Origin of the sequence: Niallia alba, assembly GCF_012933555.1 — a bacterium.
In the GTDB taxonomy this organism is placed as follows: domain Bacteria; phylum Bacillota; class Bacilli; order Bacillales; family Cytobacillaceae; genus Niallia; species Niallia alba.
Genome location: NZ_JABBPK010000001.1, coordinates 432,501 through 451,905, shown reverse-complemented (window position 1 = coordinate 451,905; position 19,405 = coordinate 432,501). Strand labels below are relative to the sequence as shown.

Genomic DNA, 19,405 nt, shown 5'->3' with positions numbered 1-19,405 from the left:
CGCAGCCGGAATACACTTCGCTTTCCGTGTGGCTAGGCTTAAGCCTCTTCAGCTTCGCATCCGGGGTCTCAGACTGTCTCGCTAATCCCCGTGGCGTCTTCGTGTATTCCGCTGCTCCATTTTTCCAACTAATTCTTTTTTTCGATTAAAAAAACAACAATCCTTTAGAAAACAGCCAATTATAAAAAACAATCCTCCGCGAGAATAAGGGGTATATTAATTTATATCCATTAATTCCTCCCATAGTTTATTCCCTTTAATTTCCATCCCAGTTATCAATCCGTCCTTATTTATATTTGCTTGCCCAGTAACATTTACAACTTTCTCTTTTTGATAATGAACAGTTAAAGAGAAATTGTAAATATTCTCTAATTTAGTATCTGCTTTCTCCACTTCTAGATTGCTCATTTTTAACTGATAGCCGTTCCAATGAGCCTTTTGCAAGAAATTCTCACCATATGAAGCAATATAAGAATGATAGAATTCTTCTGTAAAGTAGGGTTTAAAATTATTAGCTGTATATGAATTCCATTCTGCTAATGCTGCCTCCACTTCATTATCCTCTATTTCCTTGTTATCAATAGTCTCCCACAAATTGGCCAGTTTCTCTTCTGGTCCTGTGAATGTATGTTCCAAAACCGTTTGAATGGTAGTGACAGCTTCCTTTTGTTCGGCAATCTCAGTATTCGAAGTACGATAAACAAAGAAGAAAATAGTTCCGATTACGAAAAGGATTATAAAAACGCGCATTACAGTTTTTTTCATCGTATCCCCCCTTACTTTAGATACGATGAAAACGCTATTTGGTTTCAAGGTATAGATTTATCTTTTCAACCTTTTCACGTATTCATATATATTTTTTTCATACAAAAAACAGTTCGCTAAATTTAACGAACTGTTTTTATTGACGTTATTTATTTCCGATGCATTTTAAACTCCAGGAATAAATCATTATATTCTGCTAAAGAGCGATGACCGAGGTTTTCATATACCTCTAATTTAGAAGTCAATTCTTCATCCGGATAGAAACGCTCATCCCCAGTAATATCCTCAGGCAAAAATTCCATTGCTGCCTTATTCGGAGTAGAATAACCGACGTATTCTGTATTTTGGGCTGCATTTTCAGCATCTAACATAAAATTAATAAATTGATGAGCTCCGTCGATATTCTTAGCTGTTTTCGGGATAACCATATTATCGAACCATAAGTTAGATCCCTCTTCAGGAACCACGTATTCCACATCTTCATTTTCCCACATAATTTCAGCAGCCATTCCAGACCATAAAACACCGATAGACGCTTCTCCATTTTCGATAAGCATCCGAATTTCATCTCCAACAATCGCCTTTACATTCGGAGTTAGCGTATCTAGCTTTTCTTTTGCTTCCTTTAGGTGCTCATGATCTTTATCATTTAAAGAGTAATGTAAGCTATTTAAGCTCATGCCCATGATTTCCCGTGCACCATCTATCAGCATAATTTCATTTTTTAAATCTTTATCCCATAAATCATTCCAAGAAGTAATTTCCTTATTATCAAGCATGGTTGGATTATAAACAATTCCAACGGTTCCCCAAAAGTAAGGAATAGAATATTTATTGTCTGGATCAAAGGAAAGATCCATAAACCTACTGTCAATATTTTTTAAATTAGGTATCTTTGTATGATCAATCGGAATTAATAAATCTTCTTCCTTCATTTTGTCAATCATATATTCAGAGGGAATAGCAATATCATAGCTTGTTCCTCCCTGCTGAATTTTTGTCATCATTGCCTCATTTGAATCAAACGTCTCGTAAATTACCTTTATTCCAGTCTCCTCTTCAAACTTGGTTATTAAATCAGCATCAATATAATCTCCCCAGTTATATACAGTTAATGTGTTTCCACTTGTATACCCTCTGCTCGAATTTAATTGATGAACAATAAATAGAAGAATGAAAGACAGTGCAAAGATAAAAATTAAACCACGTATTAGAGATTTCATTTTCTCACCCCCGCTTGTGGAGTCTTATTAACACGCTGTGTAATGAAATAATAGCCAATTACAAGGAGCAGCGTAAATAAGAATAATAGGGTCGATAGCGCATTAATATTTAAAGAAATACCTCGTCTTGCTAATGAATAAATTTCCACAGATAGTGTTGTAAAGCCATTACCTGTTACAAAGAAAGTTACAGCGAAATCATCTAAGGAATAGGTTAACGCCATAAAGAAGCCAGCAAATATTCCTGGTGAAATATAAGGAATAATTACTTTTGTAAGTACATCCTTCCAACTAGCTCCAAGATCTAATGCTGCATCCACCAAAGTTGGACTCATTTCCTCTAGCTTCGGTAAAACCATGATAACAACAATAGGAATCGAGAAAGCTATGTGAGACAGAAGAACAGAAAAGAATCCTAGTTTAATCCCAATAATCGTAAAGAAAATTAAGAAAGACGCACCGATGATAACATCTGGGCTTACAATCAGCACATTGTTTAAAGACAAAATGGAATTCCTAAACCCTTTTTTCCTCATCATAGAAATACTAATTGCCCCAAGCACTCCAATAATAGTTGATATAGCTGCAGACAAAAGGGCAATAATAATTGTATTTAAAACAATAACAAGTAATCTCGTATCTTGGAATAATTCCTTATACCAGTCAAGTGTAAAGGAATCAAAATCATGCATGGTTCCCCCACTATTAAACGAATAGAAGATTAAATAAAAGATAGGTGCATATAAAATGACAAAAACAATACATAAATAAAAGATAGACCATTTTGATAGCTTTTTCATTTTATATCCCTCTCTTTCTGTTCCCTGTAAGAACCATAATAATAATCATACTAATAATCAAAAATACAGCTATTGTTGAACCCATTCCCCAATCTTGTGTTATGAGGAAATGCTGCTCAATCGCCGTACCTAGTGTTATAACACGGTTACCTGCAATTAAACGAGTTATCATGAATAAAGACAATGCTGGAATAAATACAGCTTGGCATCCAGATTTCACCCCATTTAGTGTAAGGGGAAAAACAATCTTTTTAAATGTCGTCCAAGCAGATGCCCCTAGATCTTGTGATGCATCAACTAAGCTAGGATTCATCTTTTCCAATGCATTAAAGATAGGCAAAATCATAAAGGGAATAAAAATATAGACACTTACAAAAAGAAAACTAAAGTCTGTAAATAATAACTGGTGTTCCCCTATCCCTAGAAAATCAAGCATTTGATTGGCCGCACCATGCGTCCCAAATATCCCTAAAAACGCATATGCTTTTAATAAAAGATTAATCCAGGATGGCAAGATTATTAATAACAGCCATAATTGCTTATGCTTCGTTTTTGTTAATAAATAAGCAGTCGGATAAGCAATGATTAGAGAAAAAAACGTAATTAGAAATGCATACCAAAAGGAACTCAACGTCATTTTTAAATAAACCGGTGTAAAGAACTTCTGATAATTTTCAAACGTAAATGCCCCTTCAATATCAAAGAAAGAATAATAGACAACAAGCGCAACTGGAGCAATTACAAAGAGTGCAATCCAAAGATAATAAGGTACAGTATACCATTTAGTACTACTTTTCATTGGCTGCCCCCTCATATGCTTCTAGTCGTTTATCAAACTCTTCCTCCGTTTCTCCAAGGCGCATAACATGAATTGCTTCTGGTTCAAAATAAAGACCTATTTCTGTTCCTACTGTTGCTTTCTTAGTAGAATGGACAAGCCATTCATTTCCGTCTTCATCGTATCCGCAAATCTCATAATGAACCCCTCTAAACAATTGAGAGTCTACTTTCACCTTTAATTTTCCTGCTTCAAGAGAAGTTATTTCTAAATCCTCTGGACGAATAACTACTTCTACTGCTTCATTTTCGTTAAAACCGCCATCTACACAATCAAACGTTTTACTGCCAAAATGGACAACAAAATCTTTTTTCATTGTTCCTGGTACAATATTGGATTCGCCGATAAAATCTGCAACGAAGCGATTAATTGGTTCATCATAAATATCTGTTGGTGTTCCGCTTTGCTCAATGCGCCCTTTATTTAAAACAAAAATTTCATCCGACATCGCCAATGCTTCTTCCTGATCATGGGTAACAAAGATAAAAGTAATTCCTAATCTTCTCTGTAATTCTCTTAATTCATATTGCATTTCTGTACGAAGCTTTAAATCCAACGCTGATAATGGTTCATCCAGAAGAATAATCTCTGGTTCATTTACAATCGCTCTGGCGATAGCAACACGCTGTCTCTGTCCACCAGACATCTCACTGATTTCTCTCTTCTCATATCCTTCTAGGTTAACGAAACGTAGAGCTTCTTTTACTTTTTCTTCAATCACTTGCTTCTTCCATTTTTTAATGCGAAGACCAAAAGCCACATTTTCAAATACATTTAAATGAGGGAAAAGCGCATAATCCTGGAAAACTGTATTTACCTGTCTTTTGTTCGCTGGTATTTTATTTATTAGCTTACCGTTAAAATAAATGTTTCCTTCTGAAGGTTCCATAAATCCAGCGATCAATCGTAGTACAGTTGTTTTCCCACAGCCTGATGGCCCAAGCAGTGTATAAAATTTACCTCGCTCAATTTCAAAGCTCACATTTTCTAGAACAGTTGTATCTTGATCATAACTTTTTGTTACATTTTCAAATCGAATAATATGCTGCTCGGACATAATATCCCCCTCTTAATTTATTTTCACTTAAGGATGCTTTGGTGAAGTTTGTTGCTATAAGTGAGCAACGTGAATACACTTCGCTTTCCGTGGTCTCAGACAGTCTCGCTAATCCCCATGGCGTCTACTTGTATTCCCGCTGCTCTATTTTTCCAATTTTTTTAAAAATTAAAAAAGATCCATCTCATTATAAGTAAGAATCGGTAACTACGAGAATTAGTTCTGTTACGCCATCTGCTAGATTCACTAATTGATGTTCCTCTGTAGCATGATAGTAAATAGATTCCCCTTTTTTAGCTCTATACTCTTGCTTTCCTAATTTCAGCAAAATCTCTCCTTCTACTACGTAAGCAAATGTTTCTGATAAAGAAGGCTCGAATTGCTTAAACTCTCCATTCTTCAAAAAGAAGAGACGTATTGGCTCCATTTCTTTTTCATTTGATTCAGGAACTAGCCATTGAATACGATATCCCTTTTCTTCATCAAGGAAGTCTGTAATGTCTTCCTCTGTATAGACTACTTTCTGCTTTCGCTCTTCATCATCGAAAAATTCCTTTGGTGTACATCCCAACACCTCTAAAATATCAAAGAATGTTTCAATGGAAGGAGAACTTAAATCTCTCTCTAGTTGGGATATGTATCCCTTACTTAAATCCGTTCTTTCTCCTAATTCTTCTTGTGTAAGTCCTTTTTTCAACCGTAAATTCTTTATCTTTTTCCCAATTTCCATGATTTAACCTACTTTTTGTTTAGAAATAGTAAACTTGAAAGCACAAAAGTTTGGTATTTATAAACTTAAAGTTTACTCATACCCAGTTATTATACAATAATTTATCTAACTTTCAATCCTTTTTTCGTTATTAATATACCTATTCTTTCCCACAACTAACCAATTCGAAATTCCCCCGTATTCAATACATATAAAAGAAGGCTGTTTTCGTAAAGTTTATGCTATTAAAAAACAACCATTCTTTAGAAAACAGCCAAAAAGAAAGAAACCCCATAAAAGAACGTTTTAGCAAAGCTTATCGTGTTAAAATAAACACTGCTCTACAAACATTTTTTATGAGGCTCAACCTTAAACTAACTTATTGTTCTTCCTTACCCATCTCTATTGGTATGTACTTTCCGCTATCTATTTTTTCAATTTTTTTAAAATGAATTAGCTTTTTTAGAGATGCGTTGCAATACGCAGAAGCATCATAGGAATCTCTTCCAACTCTTATCCCAATTTCTGTAGGACCAATTCCTACTTTTCCCCCTTTTTCCTTATACAAATCACACAGTGCTTTATAAATATTTTCATCTTTTTCCGTAATTCGTAGTTTGGAATATTGCTTCAATCTTTATTCCTCCTATTGCTCCCATTTTACTGCAGCTACAAAAACAGATTCCTTTTCCCTTAAATCGTTCTTTCATTTCTTCTAGAAACTTTTTGTGTAAATTTTCAATATATAAATTTCACTGTCTAAGTCTGCTAATTTAAGCATACTAATCCTTTATCAAAATAACATGCATTTATGTTTTTTTTTTCGAAAAATAGATAATAGGTTTCAAAACTTCATTTGTTAATAGGTCAAATGAATCATTTCAATATATTGAACACCTAGTCATCATTCCTATTTTTTTTTGAAGGAATTATCCTGTTGGTTTTTCTTCCTTTTCCCGCTTTTGAAAAATTCCAACCTTCTAATTTTGTTCAATATAATGAACAAATAAATCAAATAAAAAACCACTCGAAGTTTCCAAGCGGTTTTTCTTGTTCATTTTTAATCTTCTTTTTTAAGTTTATAGTGCTTTTTAAACATGAAATGCTCCCCATGTGAAGGAAATAATTTTAATTTCTTTACTTCTTCTGGGTATTTTATCATCATTTCTTTTAATAGTTCCTTTGGCTTTTTATTTTCTGTATCTAATCCTAACTCTTTCGCTTTATTCAAAATTTGTATTTCTCTTATTTCATCAGCAATTTGTTTAAGATCTTTTCCTTCTGTTTTGATACTTAATTTTTTTGCTTCTTCCATCGTCATTTTTTCTTGTACTTCTTTGCCTAATTGTTGCATCGTTTTTCCTTTTGTATCAATTCCTAATTCCTTGGCTTTTTTCGAAATTTTCGCTTCAAAAACTTCTTTCATTAATGCTTTAGCATCTTTTCCTTCTGTACTAATTCCTAGCGATTTTGCTTCTTCCTTTAAATGAGCAGTATGTACTTCCATCGCCAGTTGATGTATATCTTTTCCCTCTGCTTTGATACCTAATTTTTCTGCTTCTTTCTTTATTAATGCTTCATGAATCTCTTTTTTTATGGCAACTGGATCTTTTCCTTCTGTTTTAATCCCAAGACTTTTAGCCATTTCTATTAAAAACTGTTTATCATCCTGAGATATCTCCCTTTTTTCTGGTGTTGCTGGAGATGGTGCTGCACTAGTTAAAGAACCAAAGCTGGTTAATGCTACTAGTAAAGCTAGCATTAATAGCGTCATTTTTTTCATCTTACTCTTCCTTTCCATCTTTAAATAGGTAAACTTATATCTTTTATATCCTTTCCTCTTCTTTATTTTATATGTACGTTTTCTCTAAAAATATTTGATTTGTCTTTATGATTTACCTTCTATCTTCTTTCTCCCAGTAGCTAATCATTCATTTCATACTTAACAATTAGACATACTAATCATCTTCTGCTATTTTACATATATATCATATTTGCTGGAGATGAGTTTATTAGATGAGTAAATTTACAAAAGACTATATTATAAAAATGGAGGATATTGTGAGGGAAGGAGATTCTATCCTTCGCGAAAAAACCAAAGAAGTAACCATTCCTCCTACTAAAGAGGATCAAGAAGAGCTAGAGTGTATGCTACAATATTTAAAAAATAGCCAAGATCCAATTCTATCGGAAAAATATCAATTACGTGCTGGTGTAGGATTATCCGCTAACCAAATTGGCTTAAATAAACGAATGTTTGCGGCATATATTAGACAGGAAAATGGAGAGGCATTGGAATTTATGCTCATCAATCCAAAAATAATCAGCCATTCGACTGCAATGACCTATATTCCCGAGAGTGAAGGCTGCCTTTCCATCGATCGCCCCATTGTAGGCTATGTACCGCGCTATCGGAGAATAACTGTTCGTGCCTACAATATAAATGGAGAAGAGGTAAAGATTAAACTGAGAGATTATGAGGCAATTGTCTTTCAACATGAAATAGATCATTTAAATGGGATATTATTTTATGATCATATCAATAGTACAAACCCGTTTGAACTGCCTGCCAATGTAGATATTAGTCCTCTCTATTAAATAAAAAAGCAGATGGCCTTTGCCATCTGCTTTTTTATTTACTCAGCATCTTTTTCTAATTTATTCTCTACTTTATATTTTGCCGTTGCCTCTGTTAACCATGTGCTAGCTTGCTCTTGTACTTTTGTAGCTAATAAATCTTCTTTAATTTTAGCTTTTGAGTCTTCTAATGTTGCTTCTTTTGCTTCTTTTTTACCAGTTACTTTAATAATGTGATAGCCATAATCCGTTTTAACTGGATCACTAATTTCATCTACCTTCATAGCGAATGCAGCTTTATCAAACGCTTCAACCATTTGGCCTGTAGAGAAATAACCTAATTCTCCACCATTCTCAGCAGTTTGTGTGTCAGTTGAATATTCTTTCGCCAATTCAGCAAAGTCTCCACCTTCGTCTATCTTCTTCTTCACTTCTTTAGCAGTCTTTTCATCCTCTACTAAGATATGACTTGCTTCCACTTGTTCTGGAGTGTCAAAGCTTGCTTTATTATCTTCAAAATATGTTTTAATCTCGTCATCTGTGATTTCGATAGATGGCTCAAGAATTTTTGTCACTTTTAGGTTTTGCTCAATTTGCTCTTTAAATAGATCTTCGGTTACTCCATTTTGAGCTAATAGCATATTAAATGTTTCTTGCCCACCGTATTGTTCTACCATCTTGTCCAATTCTGCTTGGATTTCTTTATCTGTTACTTTTACTTTTGCTTTATCAGCTTCAAGATCTACTACTTTATTAGAGATCATCATATTTAATACACTTGCGCCATATTGCTTATTTAGCTCTTCATTTAATTGTTCTTGTGTAATTTTTTCCTTGTCCACTGTTGCAACCGTTTCACTACGTTGTGTTAGATAAACCGCTCCTATAATTAACGCTATTAGTACTACCGCTAGTATAGGAATAAGAACCTTCTTATTTTTCATATTAAGCTAAAATCCTCTCTGCACAAAATTTTGGATATAACAGGCATACCCCTATTATAACTCTTACACTATATTATCATATAATTATGACGAAATTATTAACAGATTTAAAAAAAATTCCACCTTACAATTAAATAAGCTGGAATTTTTTCGACAATTTTCGTATGTTTCACATGAAACGTGTCGATTAATTGTTTGTGTTGTTACTTGTTAACGTTAATTCCACTTTTTGAGATTTACCATCTCTATAAATTTCTAGTTCTACTTTGTCTCCAATTTTCACTTCTGTATATAGATATTTTCGTAAATCGGTTGAATTAGTGATTTTTTTACCATCAATGGATACAATCACGTCTTGAACTTTTAACCCAGCCTCTGCAGCTGCAGAATTGGAATCAATATTAGTAACCATTACACCTTCTGAAACTTCGTTTGGAAGGTCTTGAAGATACATGCGAGGAACTTCCTCTAAGCTTGCTAAACCTACTCCAAGATATGGTCGCTCTACTTTACCTTTTTCGATAATCTCATTCACAATTGGGATAAGATCATTACTTGGAATCGCAAAACCTAGTCCTTCTACACCGGAATCAGCAATTTTCAAACTGTTGATACCTATTACCTCTCCCGAAGAATTAATAAGAGCACCGCCGCTATTTCCTGGATTTATGGCTGCATCTGTTTGGATAACATTAAATTCCCAATCTCCTGCAGATGTATTAACCGTAATACTACGTTCTACAGCACTAACAATTCCCTGTGTTACAGTTCTAGATAGCTCTAGGCCAAGGGGATTGCCAATGGCCCATACTTGATCTCCAGGTCTTAGTGTAGATGAATCTCCAAAATTAATGACATCTGTTGCATACTTGGCATCAATTCTTACTACGGCTAAATCTGTTAACGCATCTGCACCAATTAATTTAGCCTCTGTTTTCTCTCCGTTATATAGAGAGATTTCTAATGTATTTGCTCCTTCAATGACATGGTTATTTGTCACTATATATGCATATTGATCATCTTTTTTAAAAATAATGCCAGAACCTGATCCAGATTCCACATCACTGGATTCCTGTGAAAATGGATTTGATTGTTGTTGTTGAAGATTTTCAATTCCAACGATTGCTTTAGATGATGTTTCTACCATATCAGCAATGGCTACTGTCCCATCACTAGTTGCTGTATTTGATGTAGTGCTTGCAGTAATTGCCCCTGTCTTGCTTTCCACTTTATTAGAAAGCTCTGCCACTTGCTTCTCCAGCTTATCATAAGAATCATTGTATAAATCCGTATGGGGAATCGTAAAAAATGTTAATGCGGAACCAAAGATACCTGCTGCCAGCAAGGAGAAAAAGCCTTTGGCCTTCGAATTTCCTTTTTGATTATTAAAAGCTCTTCCTTCTTCACTTGAGCTTGCCACTGCTTGTTCTGTAGCTTTAATTTCCTCTATTTCCTCTTTATCAGGAGAGATTTGTTCGCTATCATCTGTCGGGAGCATAGGTTGTTCTTCTTGTGGCGTATCCATTTCTTCCTTAATTGTTGCCTCTTCCTCATTTTCTGGTTCTTGTTTCTTTTCTGAGAAATCATCTTCACTCAAGTTCAGTTGCTTCTCTTGTAGTGGTTCTTTCTCCCATTCATTTCTTTTTTCAAAGTCGCTCATCTTTTGTTCCTCCTATTTCTAATTTCGAACATTTATTTCAATTCATTAATATTCTTTTCATTTCTATTAACTTGTTTATACATACATAGTAACCACTATATATGAATAAATTATGAACAAAGTTTGAAAAGACATAGAAGAATTTTGGAACAATTTATTCTTACCAATTCGTTTAATCCTTTACAGCCACTTACCTTCCGTTCAAAATAGAATTCATTAGCGAACCTATTCAGCCTATTTTATACAATTACGCGAACTCTGTTACTTTTTCCTTTGGTAGAGGGAAGTAAATCGTGAAAGTAGTTCCTTTTCCTTTTTCACTCATTACATGAATATCTCCTTCATGAAACTGAACTAGCTGCTTAACAATGGATAAGCCAAGCCCAAATTCTCCGTAAGGGTTATTGGTTCTTGAAATATCTGCTTTATAAAATCTCTTCCAGATGTTTTCTATTTCATGGGCATCAATTCCAATCCCCGTATCTTTCACCTCGATAATTGTTCTGTCCACTTCCATACGCCCGGATAACCAAATACTTCCGTTCTCTGTAAATTGAATACTATTTTTCGTAATATTCATGATGATTTGAATGAGACGATCATAATCTGCATAAATTACCGCAGCATTATCCACATCTACATAAATTTTCACATTCTTTTCTTCGGCTAAAATAGACAGTTGCTCCTCAATAATCTCTAACACTTCTTGGAGAGAAATAAATTCCTTCATTAAAACAATTTGATTTGAACGGATTTTATCATAATCAAGATTCTCATTTACCAAACGAATAAGCCTTTTCGCTTCTTGGCTAATTAATTTGAGCCCTTTTTCCCGCTCATTTTCTGGTATCATATTATTATTTAAGCCTTCTATGACGCCACTGATTGTTGTTAAAGGGGTCTTTAATTCATGAGAAACATCCGACATAAATTGTCTTCTCCGATTTTCTAAAGCATCAATTGCTTCTTTTGACTCTCTTAGTCGATCTACCATCTGATTGAAATCTTGCCCGAGTTCACCTATTTCATCAAACGTAGAAGAAGAGACTTTCACACTGTAATCCCCTTCCGCAACATGGCTTGTAGCTTCCTGTAGTTTTTTTATCCGATTGACATGTACTCTTGAAAAAATAAAACTCATTAATAATGCAATTCCAAACACTAGAAAAAGGATATAAATTAAATACTTATTGATTTCTTGTATCATTTCTTTCGATTCGACAAGAGGAGATGTTAAGATAATTCCTCCAACAACGACATTATTTACGGAATACGGTATCGCAACTAGTGCAACCTCTTGATCTCCTCTTCGCGTGCTAGGCTTAATAACCGTACTACTGCCGTCTTTTATTTCATCCCACTCTGCATGAGTAATATTAATATTCAAATCTTTCCCAAAAGACCATATTCGATTTCTTTGTGTATTAAATATACCGATTGTTATTCCTGTCCCTTTTAGTTCTTCGGAATACCGTAATAACGTCGAATACGTTGCAGCAGACCATAAATCATCTCCTTGCACATCTTGAACAATATTATATCCGTATCCTTGAAGCTCATCTGCCTTCATGGAAAATACTAATTTCTCTATATAATGAGAAAAAACAAGGCTTAATACTAACAAGGCTACTAGGATGACGCTTAAGTGACTTATTAGCTGCTGATAGATGTATTTAATTCTCATGTACTACCACCGTTTCATCGAATTTATAGCCTACACCCCATACTGTATGTAAAAAGGGCTGACTATCCCTTCCTATTTTTCTTCTGAGTCTTTTAATATGGACATCAACCGTCCGATCATCTCCATAGAATTGAAATCCCCATACTTGCTGTAAAATTTGTTCTCTAGAAAATACTTGTTTTGGATGCTGAACGAAGAATGCAAGTAAATCAAATTCCTTGGGTGTTAATCCTAATACAGGTCGATTATACATAAATACCTCTCTTGTTTCTTTATCTAATTTAATGATTGCATTCGTTCTTACTTCTTCTACATTAGAATTTCTTCTTCTAATTGCCTTTATACGAGCAATTAAAGCTAAAGGGCTAAAGGGCTTCGTGACATAATCATCTGCTCCCATTTCTAATCCAAGCACTTGATCCGATTCAGTATCCTTTGCAGTTAACATAATAATTGGTGTCCCTTTATCTGTTTCTCTTATTTTGCGACAAACAGTTATTCCGTCTAAATCTGGAACCATCCAATCTAAAATAATCATATCATATTTATTATTCATAAAATGCTTATATCCTTCCAAGCCATTATGAAAAAAGGTACCCTGAAAACCTTCCTTGATAAAAAACATTTCCAACATAGAACAAACACTTTGGTTATCCTCTATTACTAAAATATTCATCTATACTCTCCTATTTTTCTGCTTTTAACTAATTAAAGCGACTTTCACTAAACGAATCAATAGGTTACCAGCATGTTTAATGGATTGTTAAAGGATAGGAAATAGTTTGTTCATAATTTTATCGGTTTGCATAATAAATAGGGATTTTCGCGATTCCCCTGCTCGGAATGCCGCATACAAATAAAAAGACCATTTAAAAGATACCCTCCTTTAAATGGTCTCATTATCACGTTTATTTAGTTAATTGGCGCTTTACTTTCCTCCAAAACTTTTTCCGCAAGAAGAAGCCCTCCTGTTATGCCAGCATTATCTCCTAATCCTGGTCTAACAATATACTCATTCATCTTATCTTGGACTTCTGGATACGAAACATAACCATTTAATAGATCGCTTAAATGACGATAAACATGTGTCAGCACATGCTCTTGATTCATTACGCCTCCACCAAGAATAATTTTTTTAGGAGATAGGATTAAAATATATTGCATAAGGGCTTGGGCAATATAATAGCCTTCCATTTCCCATACTTCCTCTTTATCACTTAGATGAAAAGCCTTTTCGCCCCAGCGTTCTTCAATTGCTGGTCCAGCAGCTAAGCCTTCTAAACAATCACCGTGGTATGGGCATCTTCCTTTATACGTATCTTTTGCATGCCTTCTTACTAAAATATGGCCCATTTCTGGATGGGTTAACCCTTGTAACAGTTCTCCATTAATATAAGCGCCCGCACCAATGCCTGTACCAACCGTAATATATAAGCAATTATCTACGCCTTTAGCAGCACCAAGCTTTGCCTCTCCTAAAGCAGCTACATTTACATCTGTGTTAAAACCAGTTGGTACAGAAAATTCATCTTTAATTGCTTTCAATAATGGATAGTCTTTCCAAGCTAATTTTGGAGTGGTTGTTACATTTCCATAAGTAGGACTATTTTTATCCACATCAATCGGACCAAATGATCCGATTCCAATTGCGTCGATTGGAAACCTCTTAAAAAAAGCGATAACCTCTGGCATTGTTTCCTCTGGTGTTGTCGTTGGAATAGAAATTCTTTCTTGAATGTTTCCTTTTGCATCTCCCACTGCACAGACAAATTTTGTTCCGCCAGCTTCAATAGCACCGTATAGTGACATGGTTCCTCTCCCCTTATAATGTTTTATAAACTCACTTACTTGTTTGTGTCCGCAGGAAATACAACTCCCGTTTGTCTTCTTACCTCATCCATAATTTCCATTACAGACAAAGAAACGTTATAGGAGTTTACGGAAGATTCTACTTTTCCTGCCTTAATCAATTCAATAAATTCTTGCGCCTCATAAAACATAGAAGCTTCTTTTTGAGGAAGGGTTAGATTCTCCACTTCCCCTTTTCGAGGAATAAATTCTACTTTCGTAGGGGTGTTCATTTGATTGATTAATAAATTTCCCTCTTCTCCTTGAATTTCAGACGGAATATAGGAATTTGCTATTTTAGAATACATTAGTATCACATCCATATCCGGATAACCTAAGATAATACTTCCTTCTCCGTCAACCCCAGATTCCAATAAGAAACTATTCGCCTTTACTTTCTCTGGTTTTCCAAAAAGAAGTACCATTGGGTAAAGACAATAAACACCAATATCCATTAATGCTCCATTTGACAATTCTGGCTTAAATGCATTTAATATAGTACCTTCCTTATAAGCATCATACCGGGAAGAATACTGACAATAGCTTACAAAAGCACGACGGATTTTTCCGACTTTATGTAAATTCTCTTGTACAACCTTAAAGTTAGGAAGAAAGGTAGTTTTAAGCGCCTCCATTAATAGGACATTATTTTCCTTCGCAGCAGCAATCATTTGTTTCACTTCAACCGCATTGGAAGCAATTGCTTTCTCTGTTAGAACGTGCTTTTTATTTTTCAAAAAAATGATAGACTGTTGTGCGTGATAGGCATTAGGACTAGCAATATATACTGCATCGATTTTGTCACTCTTTGCCATTTCCTCTAAACTAGTATATGTATATTCTGCATTGTGCTTTTTCGCAAACGCTTTCGCTTTTTCCTCTGTTCTTGAGTATATAGCAGTTAATTGAAAATCCTCTATTTCGCTAGCGCCTTCAATAAAAGATTCTGTAATCCAATTAGTTCCGATGATTCCAAATCTAATCGTCATATAGGCCTCCTCATTAAATGAAATATTCCTTCTCTCTTTTATTTTGGAGGGAAGTCATTAAAAAAGCAACCATCTGCTAGTATTTTTATCTTTTGAAAATGATTTATTAATTACTACTAATAAGTATTTATTTACAATATGAAAGTTCGCTTTTCATAGAATAAGCGCAGTATTTTGATTGCTCACTTATAGAAATATTTATAGCTCCTATAAATGGAGAGATAATGCCTTTTCGGAGACGGGGATGAATTATCTCAAAATTTCAAGAAACAACCATTCCTATTACCTAATTATTTTGTCATGTTTTATACAAAAGAAAAAACCCCCAAATGGAGGTTTTTTTCTACTTTATACATATTTTATTAGTAATGAACGTGTCCTGATGTCATTACCCAAATTGTTCCTCCCGCTACGACAATCGCGCAGAAGAATGCATAAATGATGTTAATTGTTTGTACTTTTCCTTCGCCTTCTGTAAGATGCATAAACATAAACAGTTGAAGAATAGCTTGGATAACTGCCAATGCACCGATAATCCACATAACAGTAATCATTGGTAGATCCGTATATTTCTTAGCCGCTACTGCCGCAAAGGTAAGTAATAAAGATACGATGAAACCAGCAATATGACTGATTGGAAACTTTTCATTCTCATGATTTTTCGCCATCTAAAACACCATCCTTGCTAGATAAACGAATGTGAAGATGAAAATCCACACAACGTCTAAGAAGTGCCAATATAAACTTATAATAAATGTCTTACGAGCAGTTGTTGGCGTTAGGCCGTGTCTAATCAATTGAATAATGATTAATATAGCCCAACCAATACCTAAAGATACGTGCAATCCGTGTGTTCCTAGCAATACAAAGAATGAGGAAAGGAATGCACTTGTCTGCATTGTTGCTCCTTCATGTACATAATGAATAAATTCATTTATTTCCACAAAGACGAATCCTGCACCTAATGCTAAAGTGATAATTAACCAAGTTAATAATCCTTTTAAATTTTGGCGACGCATATACCAGATAGCGATACCGCATGTGAAACTACTTGTTAATAGTAGAAGTGTTTCAATCATTACATCTTTTAATTTAAATAATTCTGCTGGAGTAGGACCGCCTGCAAAGTTATCCTTTAAAGATCCATAGGCTGCAAACAAGGTAGCGAATAATACAACCTCCGCACCAAGGAAGATCCAGAAGCCTAGAATGTTTAAGCGGCTTTGCTCTGTCTGATATTCTAGTGGTAAAGACTTATCGACTTTTGCCATTATTTCTCACCTCTCCATGCGCGTTCCGTTTTCTTAATAACATCCAGTTTAATATGGTAACCTTCGTCATAATCAAAGGAACGAATTATTAAGCCTACAAAAATACCTAAACTGCAGATTGCAGCTGGAATAAACCATTCAAATACTAGGAAGAAACCAACTACACCAAATACAACACACATGTAAATTGGCAGCCAAGAATTGCTTGGCATGTGTATTTCTTCTAATTCTTCTTCTTTTAATACTAAACCTTCGTTATTTTTCTTCATATACCAGAATGCATCTAATGCTTTAACTTCTGGTGTAATAGCAAAGTTATATGGCTGAACTGGAGAAGCTGTATGCCATTCTAATGTTCTTGCATCCCATGGATCTGTAGAAATCTTTCTATCTGCATAACGAGTACTATAGTAAATGTTATAAACAAGTACAGCGAAACCTGCTGCAAGAATTAAGGAACCAATTGCAGATAGCATAAACAATGGTGCAAATCCAGATTCTGCAGAGAACGTATAAGAACGTCTTACTGCCCCTTTTAAACCTAAGAAGAACATTGGCATAAATGTTACGTTAAAACCAATATTAAACAACCAGAAATGCCATTTTCCTAAACGTTCGTTTAGAGCATAACCGAACATTTTTGGCCACCAGTAATAGAAACCAGCAAATACTGCATATACAACACCTGGTATTAATACATAGTGGAAATGAGCTACTAAGAATAATGTATTATGATATTGATAGTCTGCTGCAGCCATTGCAAGCATAACTCCAGTTACCCCACCGATAGTAAAGGTTGGAATAAATGCAAGAGACCATAGCATAGCCGTTGTAAACTGAATGCGACCTTTTCTCATTGTAAATAGCCAGTTGAAAATTTTAACCCCGGTTGGTACCGCAATTAACATCGTCGTAATCGAGAAAACAGAGTTTACAACTGGTCCAGATCCCATTGTATAGAAATGGTGAACCCAAACAACGAAACTCAATAAAGCAATACCAATAATAGAGATAATCATCGAGTTATAACCGTATAAACGCTTTTTCGAGAATGTTGCGATGATTTCTGAGAACATACCAAACGCTGGCAAGATTACGATATATACCTCTGGATGTCCCCATAACCAGAATAGGTTATTCCAAAGCATCGCATTTCCTCCGCCAGAAATCGTGAAGAAATGTGTTCCGAATAAACGATCAAATGTCATCAATGCTAATGCAACCGTTAAAATAGGGAATGCAAACACAATAATAACGTTTGTGATTAAAGATGTCCAAGTGAACATTGGCATTTTCATTAAAGTCATGCCTTTTGCACGCATTTTCAAGATGGTAACAATAAAGTTAATACCCGTCATCAGCGTACCAATACCGGCAATTTGCAGCCCAATTGCATAGAAGTTGTTACCAACCCCTGGTGTAAATTCTTTCCCAGCTAGAGGGAAATAGGATGTCCATCCTGCATCAGGAGATCCACCAATTACGAAAGAAATATTGAAAAGCATCGCCCCACTAAATGTTAGCCAAAAGCTTAATGCATTCAACTGTGGAAACGCAACGTCACGTGCTCCAATTTGCAAAGGTATTACTACGTTCATTAATCCGATTAACGCTGGCATCGCCATAAAAAGAATCATAATAACGCCGTGCGTTGTAAATACTTCATTGTAATGCTGTGCATCTAAGAATTTCATTTCAGGAGCTGAGGTTTGATATTTCATCATCAAACCGTCGACTCCACCACGGAAGAACATTAATACGGCAACAATAATATACATGATACCGATTTTTTTGTGATCAACCGTTGTTATCCATTCATCCCATAAATATTGCCACTTCTTAAAATAAGTAACACCAACTACAATAGCAAGCATTGTTAGCGTAATACCTATTTGAGCAGATAATATAAGGGGATCGCCAGTAATAACGATATCATCCCACTTAATGTGCATCCTTTTCACCCCCGTCAGACTCTTGGTTCTTTTCAAATGTTCTACCTGGATATCCATGAACTCGATATAACTCAGGGTTTAAATAATAATTTGAGTCTCCACCTTTACCGTGATCGATCCATTCTAAATGTGTATTAGAGAAAGTCAAACGGCCTAAGTGTGTAGGCTTGATAATTTCTTTATATTTTTCCTCTGTTAATTCAGGGGCATTCTCTTTTACTTCGTCTACCCACTTATCATAGTCTTCTAAAGTTTTTGCTTCGACATCAAACTTCATCTCTGCATAACCTTTACCATTAAAGCTTGTATTTTGTCCTTCATAGTTACCTGGGTTATCTGCCACAACATATAAATCTGTTTCAGCTCCATACATTGTGTATTTTTGACCAGCTAATGCAGGAATCCAGAATGATTGCATGGTACCAGCAGAAGTTAATTTAAACTCAATAGGTACACCAGCAGGAATATTTACGTAATTGACTGTTTCAATTCCTTCTTCTGGATAGCTAAAAATCCACTTCCAATCTGCAGAAGTTACATTAATCACAATTGGATCATGGTCTTTGTAATCTTTTGGTACATCCTCTAATGCATAAATTGTTTTTACAGTTGGAATCGTTAATGCAATAATAATTAAGAATGGGATTACAGTCCAAACAATTTCAAGCTTAGTACTTCCATGTTCATCTGGTTCATAATCAGCATTCTCTTTCGTTGCACGATATTTCCAAACTATGTAGCCAAATAGTGCAAAAACTACAAGACATACAAAAGCCATTAATAAAATTGACCAGTTAATTAAGTCCGTAATACTTCTAGCGACAGGACCTTGCGGATCGAATACAACCATCGATTCACAGCCACTTAAAATGAATAATGGTACAATTGCTAAAAGCGAAACTAAAACTCCCTTTTTCATTTGTACAGCTCCTTCCGTTTAAGTTCAAATGTTAAAATATTCACAGAATGTTCGCTATTTAGACATAGAACATTCATATTACATGAGGTAAAATAACGATTATTACTACCTGTATGATGATATCACATCTCGAACCTATTATTTGTGACAAAAAACGTAAGTATAAATT

General features: G+C 34.8%; 19 protein-coding genes. 1 reads left to right on the top strand and 18 read right to left on the bottom strand.

Features of this window, described 5'->3' with window-relative positions; genetic code table 11:
- Positions 1-216 precede the first annotated feature (216 nt).
- The 8 genes from HHU08_RS02335 to HHU08_RS02300 form a co-directional block, all read right to left on the bottom strand.
- Positions 217-765, bottom strand: a complete 549-nt coding sequence (locus HHU08_RS02335) for a hypothetical protein (protein ID WP_101729043.1) — start codon at positions 763-765, stop codon at positions 217-219.
- Positions 766-914: 149 nt separating this feature from the next.
- Positions 915-1,988, bottom strand: a complete 1,074-nt coding sequence (locus tag HHU08_RS02330; protein ID WP_101729044.1) for an ABC transporter substrate-binding protein — start codon at positions 1,986-1,988, stop codon at positions 915-917.
- Entirely contained in the window at positions 1,985-2,788 is an 804-nt protein-coding gene (locus tag HHU08_RS02325) for an ABC transporter permease (protein WP_016201281.1), read from the bottom strand. The genes HHU08_RS02330 and HHU08_RS02325 overlap by 4 nt, the downstream gene beginning before the upstream one ends.
- A 1-nt stretch (position 2,789) precedes the next feature.
- Positions 2,790-3,587 carry an ABC transporter permease gene (locus tag HHU08_RS02320; protein ID WP_016201282.1) on the bottom strand — a complete coding sequence of 266 codons (798 nt, stop codon included), beginning with the start codon at positions 3,585-3,587 and terminating at the stop codon, positions 2,790-2,792.
- Complete coding sequence (locus HHU08_RS02315; protein ID WP_101729045.1) at positions 3,577-4,683, bottom strand: ABC transporter ATP-binding protein; 1,107 nt, start codon at positions 4,681-4,683, stop codon at positions 3,577-3,579. Before HHU08_RS02315 ends, HHU08_RS02320 begins: the two co-directional genes overlap by 11 nt.
- A gap of 187 nt (positions 4,684-4,870) precedes the next feature.
- Entirely contained in the window at positions 4,871-5,413 is a 543-nt protein-coding gene (locus HHU08_RS02310; RefSeq protein WP_101729046.1) for a helix-turn-helix domain-containing protein, read from the bottom strand.
- Between the two features lie 358 nt (positions 5,414-5,771).
- Positions 5,772-6,026, bottom strand: a complete 255-nt coding sequence (locus HHU08_RS02305; protein ID WP_016201285.1) for a hypothetical protein — start codon at positions 6,024-6,026, stop codon at positions 5,772-5,774.
- A 426-nt stretch (positions 6,027-6,452) separates the two neighbouring features.
- Complete coding sequence (locus HHU08_RS02300; RefSeq protein WP_101729047.1) at positions 6,453-7,175, bottom strand: hypothetical protein; 723 nt, start codon at positions 7,173-7,175, stop codon at positions 6,453-6,455.
- Between the two features lie 233 nt (positions 7,176-7,408).
- On the opposite strand from HHU08_RS02300, the gene def reads away from it, so the two are divergent.
- A complete protein-coding gene (gene def / locus HHU08_RS02295; protein WP_016201287.1) occupies positions 7,409-7,990 on the top strand; it encodes a peptide deformylase in 582 nt (193 codons plus the stop codon).
- A gap of 38 nt (positions 7,991-8,028) precedes the next feature.
- Here def and HHU08_RS02290 read toward each other — a convergent pair whose 3' ends face one another.
- The 10 genes from HHU08_RS02290 to qoxA all read right to left on the bottom strand — a co-directional run bounded on the left by HHU08_RS02290 (position 8,029) and on the right by qoxA (position 19,236).
- The gene (locus HHU08_RS02290) at positions 8,029-8,913 is read right to left on the bottom strand and encodes a peptidylprolyl isomerase (protein ID WP_016201288.1); all 885 of its coding nucleotides are present in this window, start codon (positions 8,911-8,913) and stop codon (positions 8,029-8,031) included.
- Positions 8,914-9,100: 187 nt separating this feature from the next.
- The gene (locus tag HHU08_RS02285; RefSeq protein WP_205835562.1) at positions 9,101-10,573 is read right to left on the bottom strand and encodes a S1C family serine protease; all 1,473 of its coding nucleotides are present in this window, start codon (positions 10,571-10,573) and stop codon (positions 9,101-9,103) included.
- 247 nt (positions 10,574-10,820) lie between these two features.
- Positions 10,821-12,257 carry a sensor histidine kinase gene (locus HHU08_RS02280; protein ID WP_016201290.1) on the bottom strand — a complete coding sequence of 479 codons (1,437 nt, stop codon included), beginning with the start codon at positions 12,255-12,257 and terminating at the stop codon, positions 10,821-10,823.
- Positions 12,247-12,933 (bottom strand): response regulator transcription factor, encoded by a 687-nt coding sequence (locus HHU08_RS02275; RefSeq protein WP_016201291.1) that lies wholly within the window; start codon positions 12,931-12,933, stop codon positions 12,247-12,249. Before HHU08_RS02275 ends, HHU08_RS02280 begins: the two co-directional genes overlap by 11 nt.
- A 236-nt stretch (positions 12,934-13,169) precedes the next feature.
- A complete protein-coding gene (locus HHU08_RS02270) occupies positions 13,170-14,066 on the bottom strand; it encodes an ROK family protein (protein WP_016201292.1) in 897 nt (298 codons plus the stop codon).
- 35 nt (positions 14,067-14,101) lie between these two features.
- Positions 14,102-15,094, bottom strand: a complete 993-nt coding sequence (locus HHU08_RS02265; protein WP_016201293.1) for a Gfo/Idh/MocA family protein — start codon at positions 15,092-15,094, stop codon at positions 14,102-14,104.
- Between the two features lie 362 nt (positions 15,095-15,456).
- Entirely contained in the window at positions 15,457-15,762 is a 306-nt protein-coding gene (gene qoxD / locus HHU08_RS02260; protein ID WP_016201294.1) for a cytochrome aa3 quinol oxidase subunit IV, read from the bottom strand.
- Positions 15,763-16,365 (bottom strand): cytochrome aa3 quinol oxidase subunit III, encoded by a 603-nt coding sequence (qoxC, locus tag HHU08_RS02255; RefSeq protein WP_016201295.1) that lies wholly within the window; start codon positions 16,363-16,365, stop codon positions 15,763-15,765.
- Positions 16,365-18,317: a cytochrome aa3 quinol oxidase subunit I gene (qoxB, locus tag HHU08_RS02250; protein ID WP_016201296.1), complete on the bottom strand. Its 1,953-nt coding sequence runs from the start codon at positions 18,315-18,317 to the stop codon at positions 16,365-16,367. Before qoxB ends, qoxC begins: the two co-directional genes overlap by 1 nt.
- Positions 18,307-19,236: a cytochrome aa3 quinol oxidase subunit II gene (qoxA, locus tag HHU08_RS02245; RefSeq protein ID WP_016201297.1), complete on the bottom strand. Its 930-nt coding sequence runs from the start codon at positions 19,234-19,236 to the stop codon at positions 18,307-18,309. Before qoxA ends, qoxB begins: the two co-directional genes overlap by 11 nt.
- Positions 19,237-19,405: the final 169 nt, after the last annotated feature.

What these genes read in the sequence shown, in the direction of transcription:
- HHU08_RS02335 (WP_101729043.1), bottom strand. Translation starts at nt 765, where the DNA reads ATGAAAAAAACTGTAATGCGCGTTTTTATAATCCTTTTCGTAATCGGA.
- HHU08_RS02330 (WP_101729044.1), bottom strand. Translation starts at nt 1,988, where the DNA reads ATGAAATCTCTAATACGTGGTTTAATTTTTATCTTTGCACTGTCTTTC.
- HHU08_RS02325 (WP_016201281.1), bottom strand. Translation starts at nt 2,788, where the DNA reads ATGAAAAAGCTATCAAAATGGTCTATCTTTTATTTATGTATTGTTTTT.
- HHU08_RS02320 (WP_016201282.1), bottom strand. Translation starts at nt 3,587, where the DNA reads ATGAAAAGTAGTACTAAATGGTATACTGTACCTTATTATCTTTGGATT.
- HHU08_RS02315 (WP_101729045.1), bottom strand. Translation starts at nt 4,683, where the DNA reads ATGTCCGAGCAGCATATTATTCGATTTGAAAATGTAACAAAAAGTTAT.
- HHU08_RS02310 (WP_101729046.1), bottom strand. Translation starts at nt 5,413, where the DNA reads ATGGAAATTGGGAAAAAGATAAAGAATTTACGGTTGAAAAAAGGACTT.
- HHU08_RS02300 (WP_101729047.1), bottom strand. Translation starts at nt 7,175, where the DNA reads ATGAAAAAAATGACGCTATTAATGCTAGCTTTACTAGTAGCATTAACC.
- def (WP_016201287.1), top strand. Translation starts at nt 7,409, where the DNA reads ATGAGTAAATTTACAAAAGACTATATTATAAAAATGGAGGATATTGTG.
- HHU08_RS02290 (WP_016201288.1), bottom strand. Translation starts at nt 8,913, where the DNA reads ATGAAAAATAAGAAGGTTCTTATTCCTATACTAGCGGTAGTACTAATA.
- HHU08_RS02285 (WP_205835562.1), bottom strand. Translation starts at nt 10,573, where the DNA reads ATGAGCGACTTTGAAAAAAGAAATGAATGGGAGAAAGAACCACTACAA.
- HHU08_RS02280 (WP_016201290.1), bottom strand. Translation starts at nt 12,257, where the DNA reads ATGAGAATTAAATACATCTATCAGCAGCTAATAAGTCACTTAAGCGTC.
- HHU08_RS02275 (WP_016201291.1), bottom strand. Translation starts at nt 12,933, where the DNA reads ATGAATATTTTAGTAATAGAGGATAACCAAAGTGTTTGTTCTATGTTG.
- HHU08_RS02270 (WP_016201292.1), bottom strand. Translation starts at nt 14,066, where the DNA reads ATGTCACTATACGGTGCTATTGAAGCTGGCGGAACAAAATTTGTCTGT.
- HHU08_RS02265 (WP_016201293.1), bottom strand. Translation starts at nt 15,094, where the DNA reads ATGACGATTAGATTTGGAATCATCGGAACTAATTGGATTACAGAATCT.
- qoxD (WP_016201294.1), bottom strand. Translation starts at nt 15,762, where the DNA reads ATGGCGAAAAATCATGAGAATGAAAAGTTTCCAATCAGTCATATTGCT.
- qoxC (WP_016201295.1), bottom strand. Translation starts at nt 16,365, where the DNA reads ATGGCAAAAGTCGATAAGTCTTTACCACTAGAATATCAGACAGAGCAA.
- qoxB (WP_016201296.1), bottom strand. Translation starts at nt 18,317, where the DNA reads ATGCACATTAAGTGGGATGATATCGTTATTACTGGCGATCCCCTTATA.
- qoxA (WP_016201297.1), bottom strand. Translation starts at nt 19,236, where the DNA reads ATGAAAAAGGGAGTTTTAGTTTCGCTTTTAGCAATTGTACCATTATTC.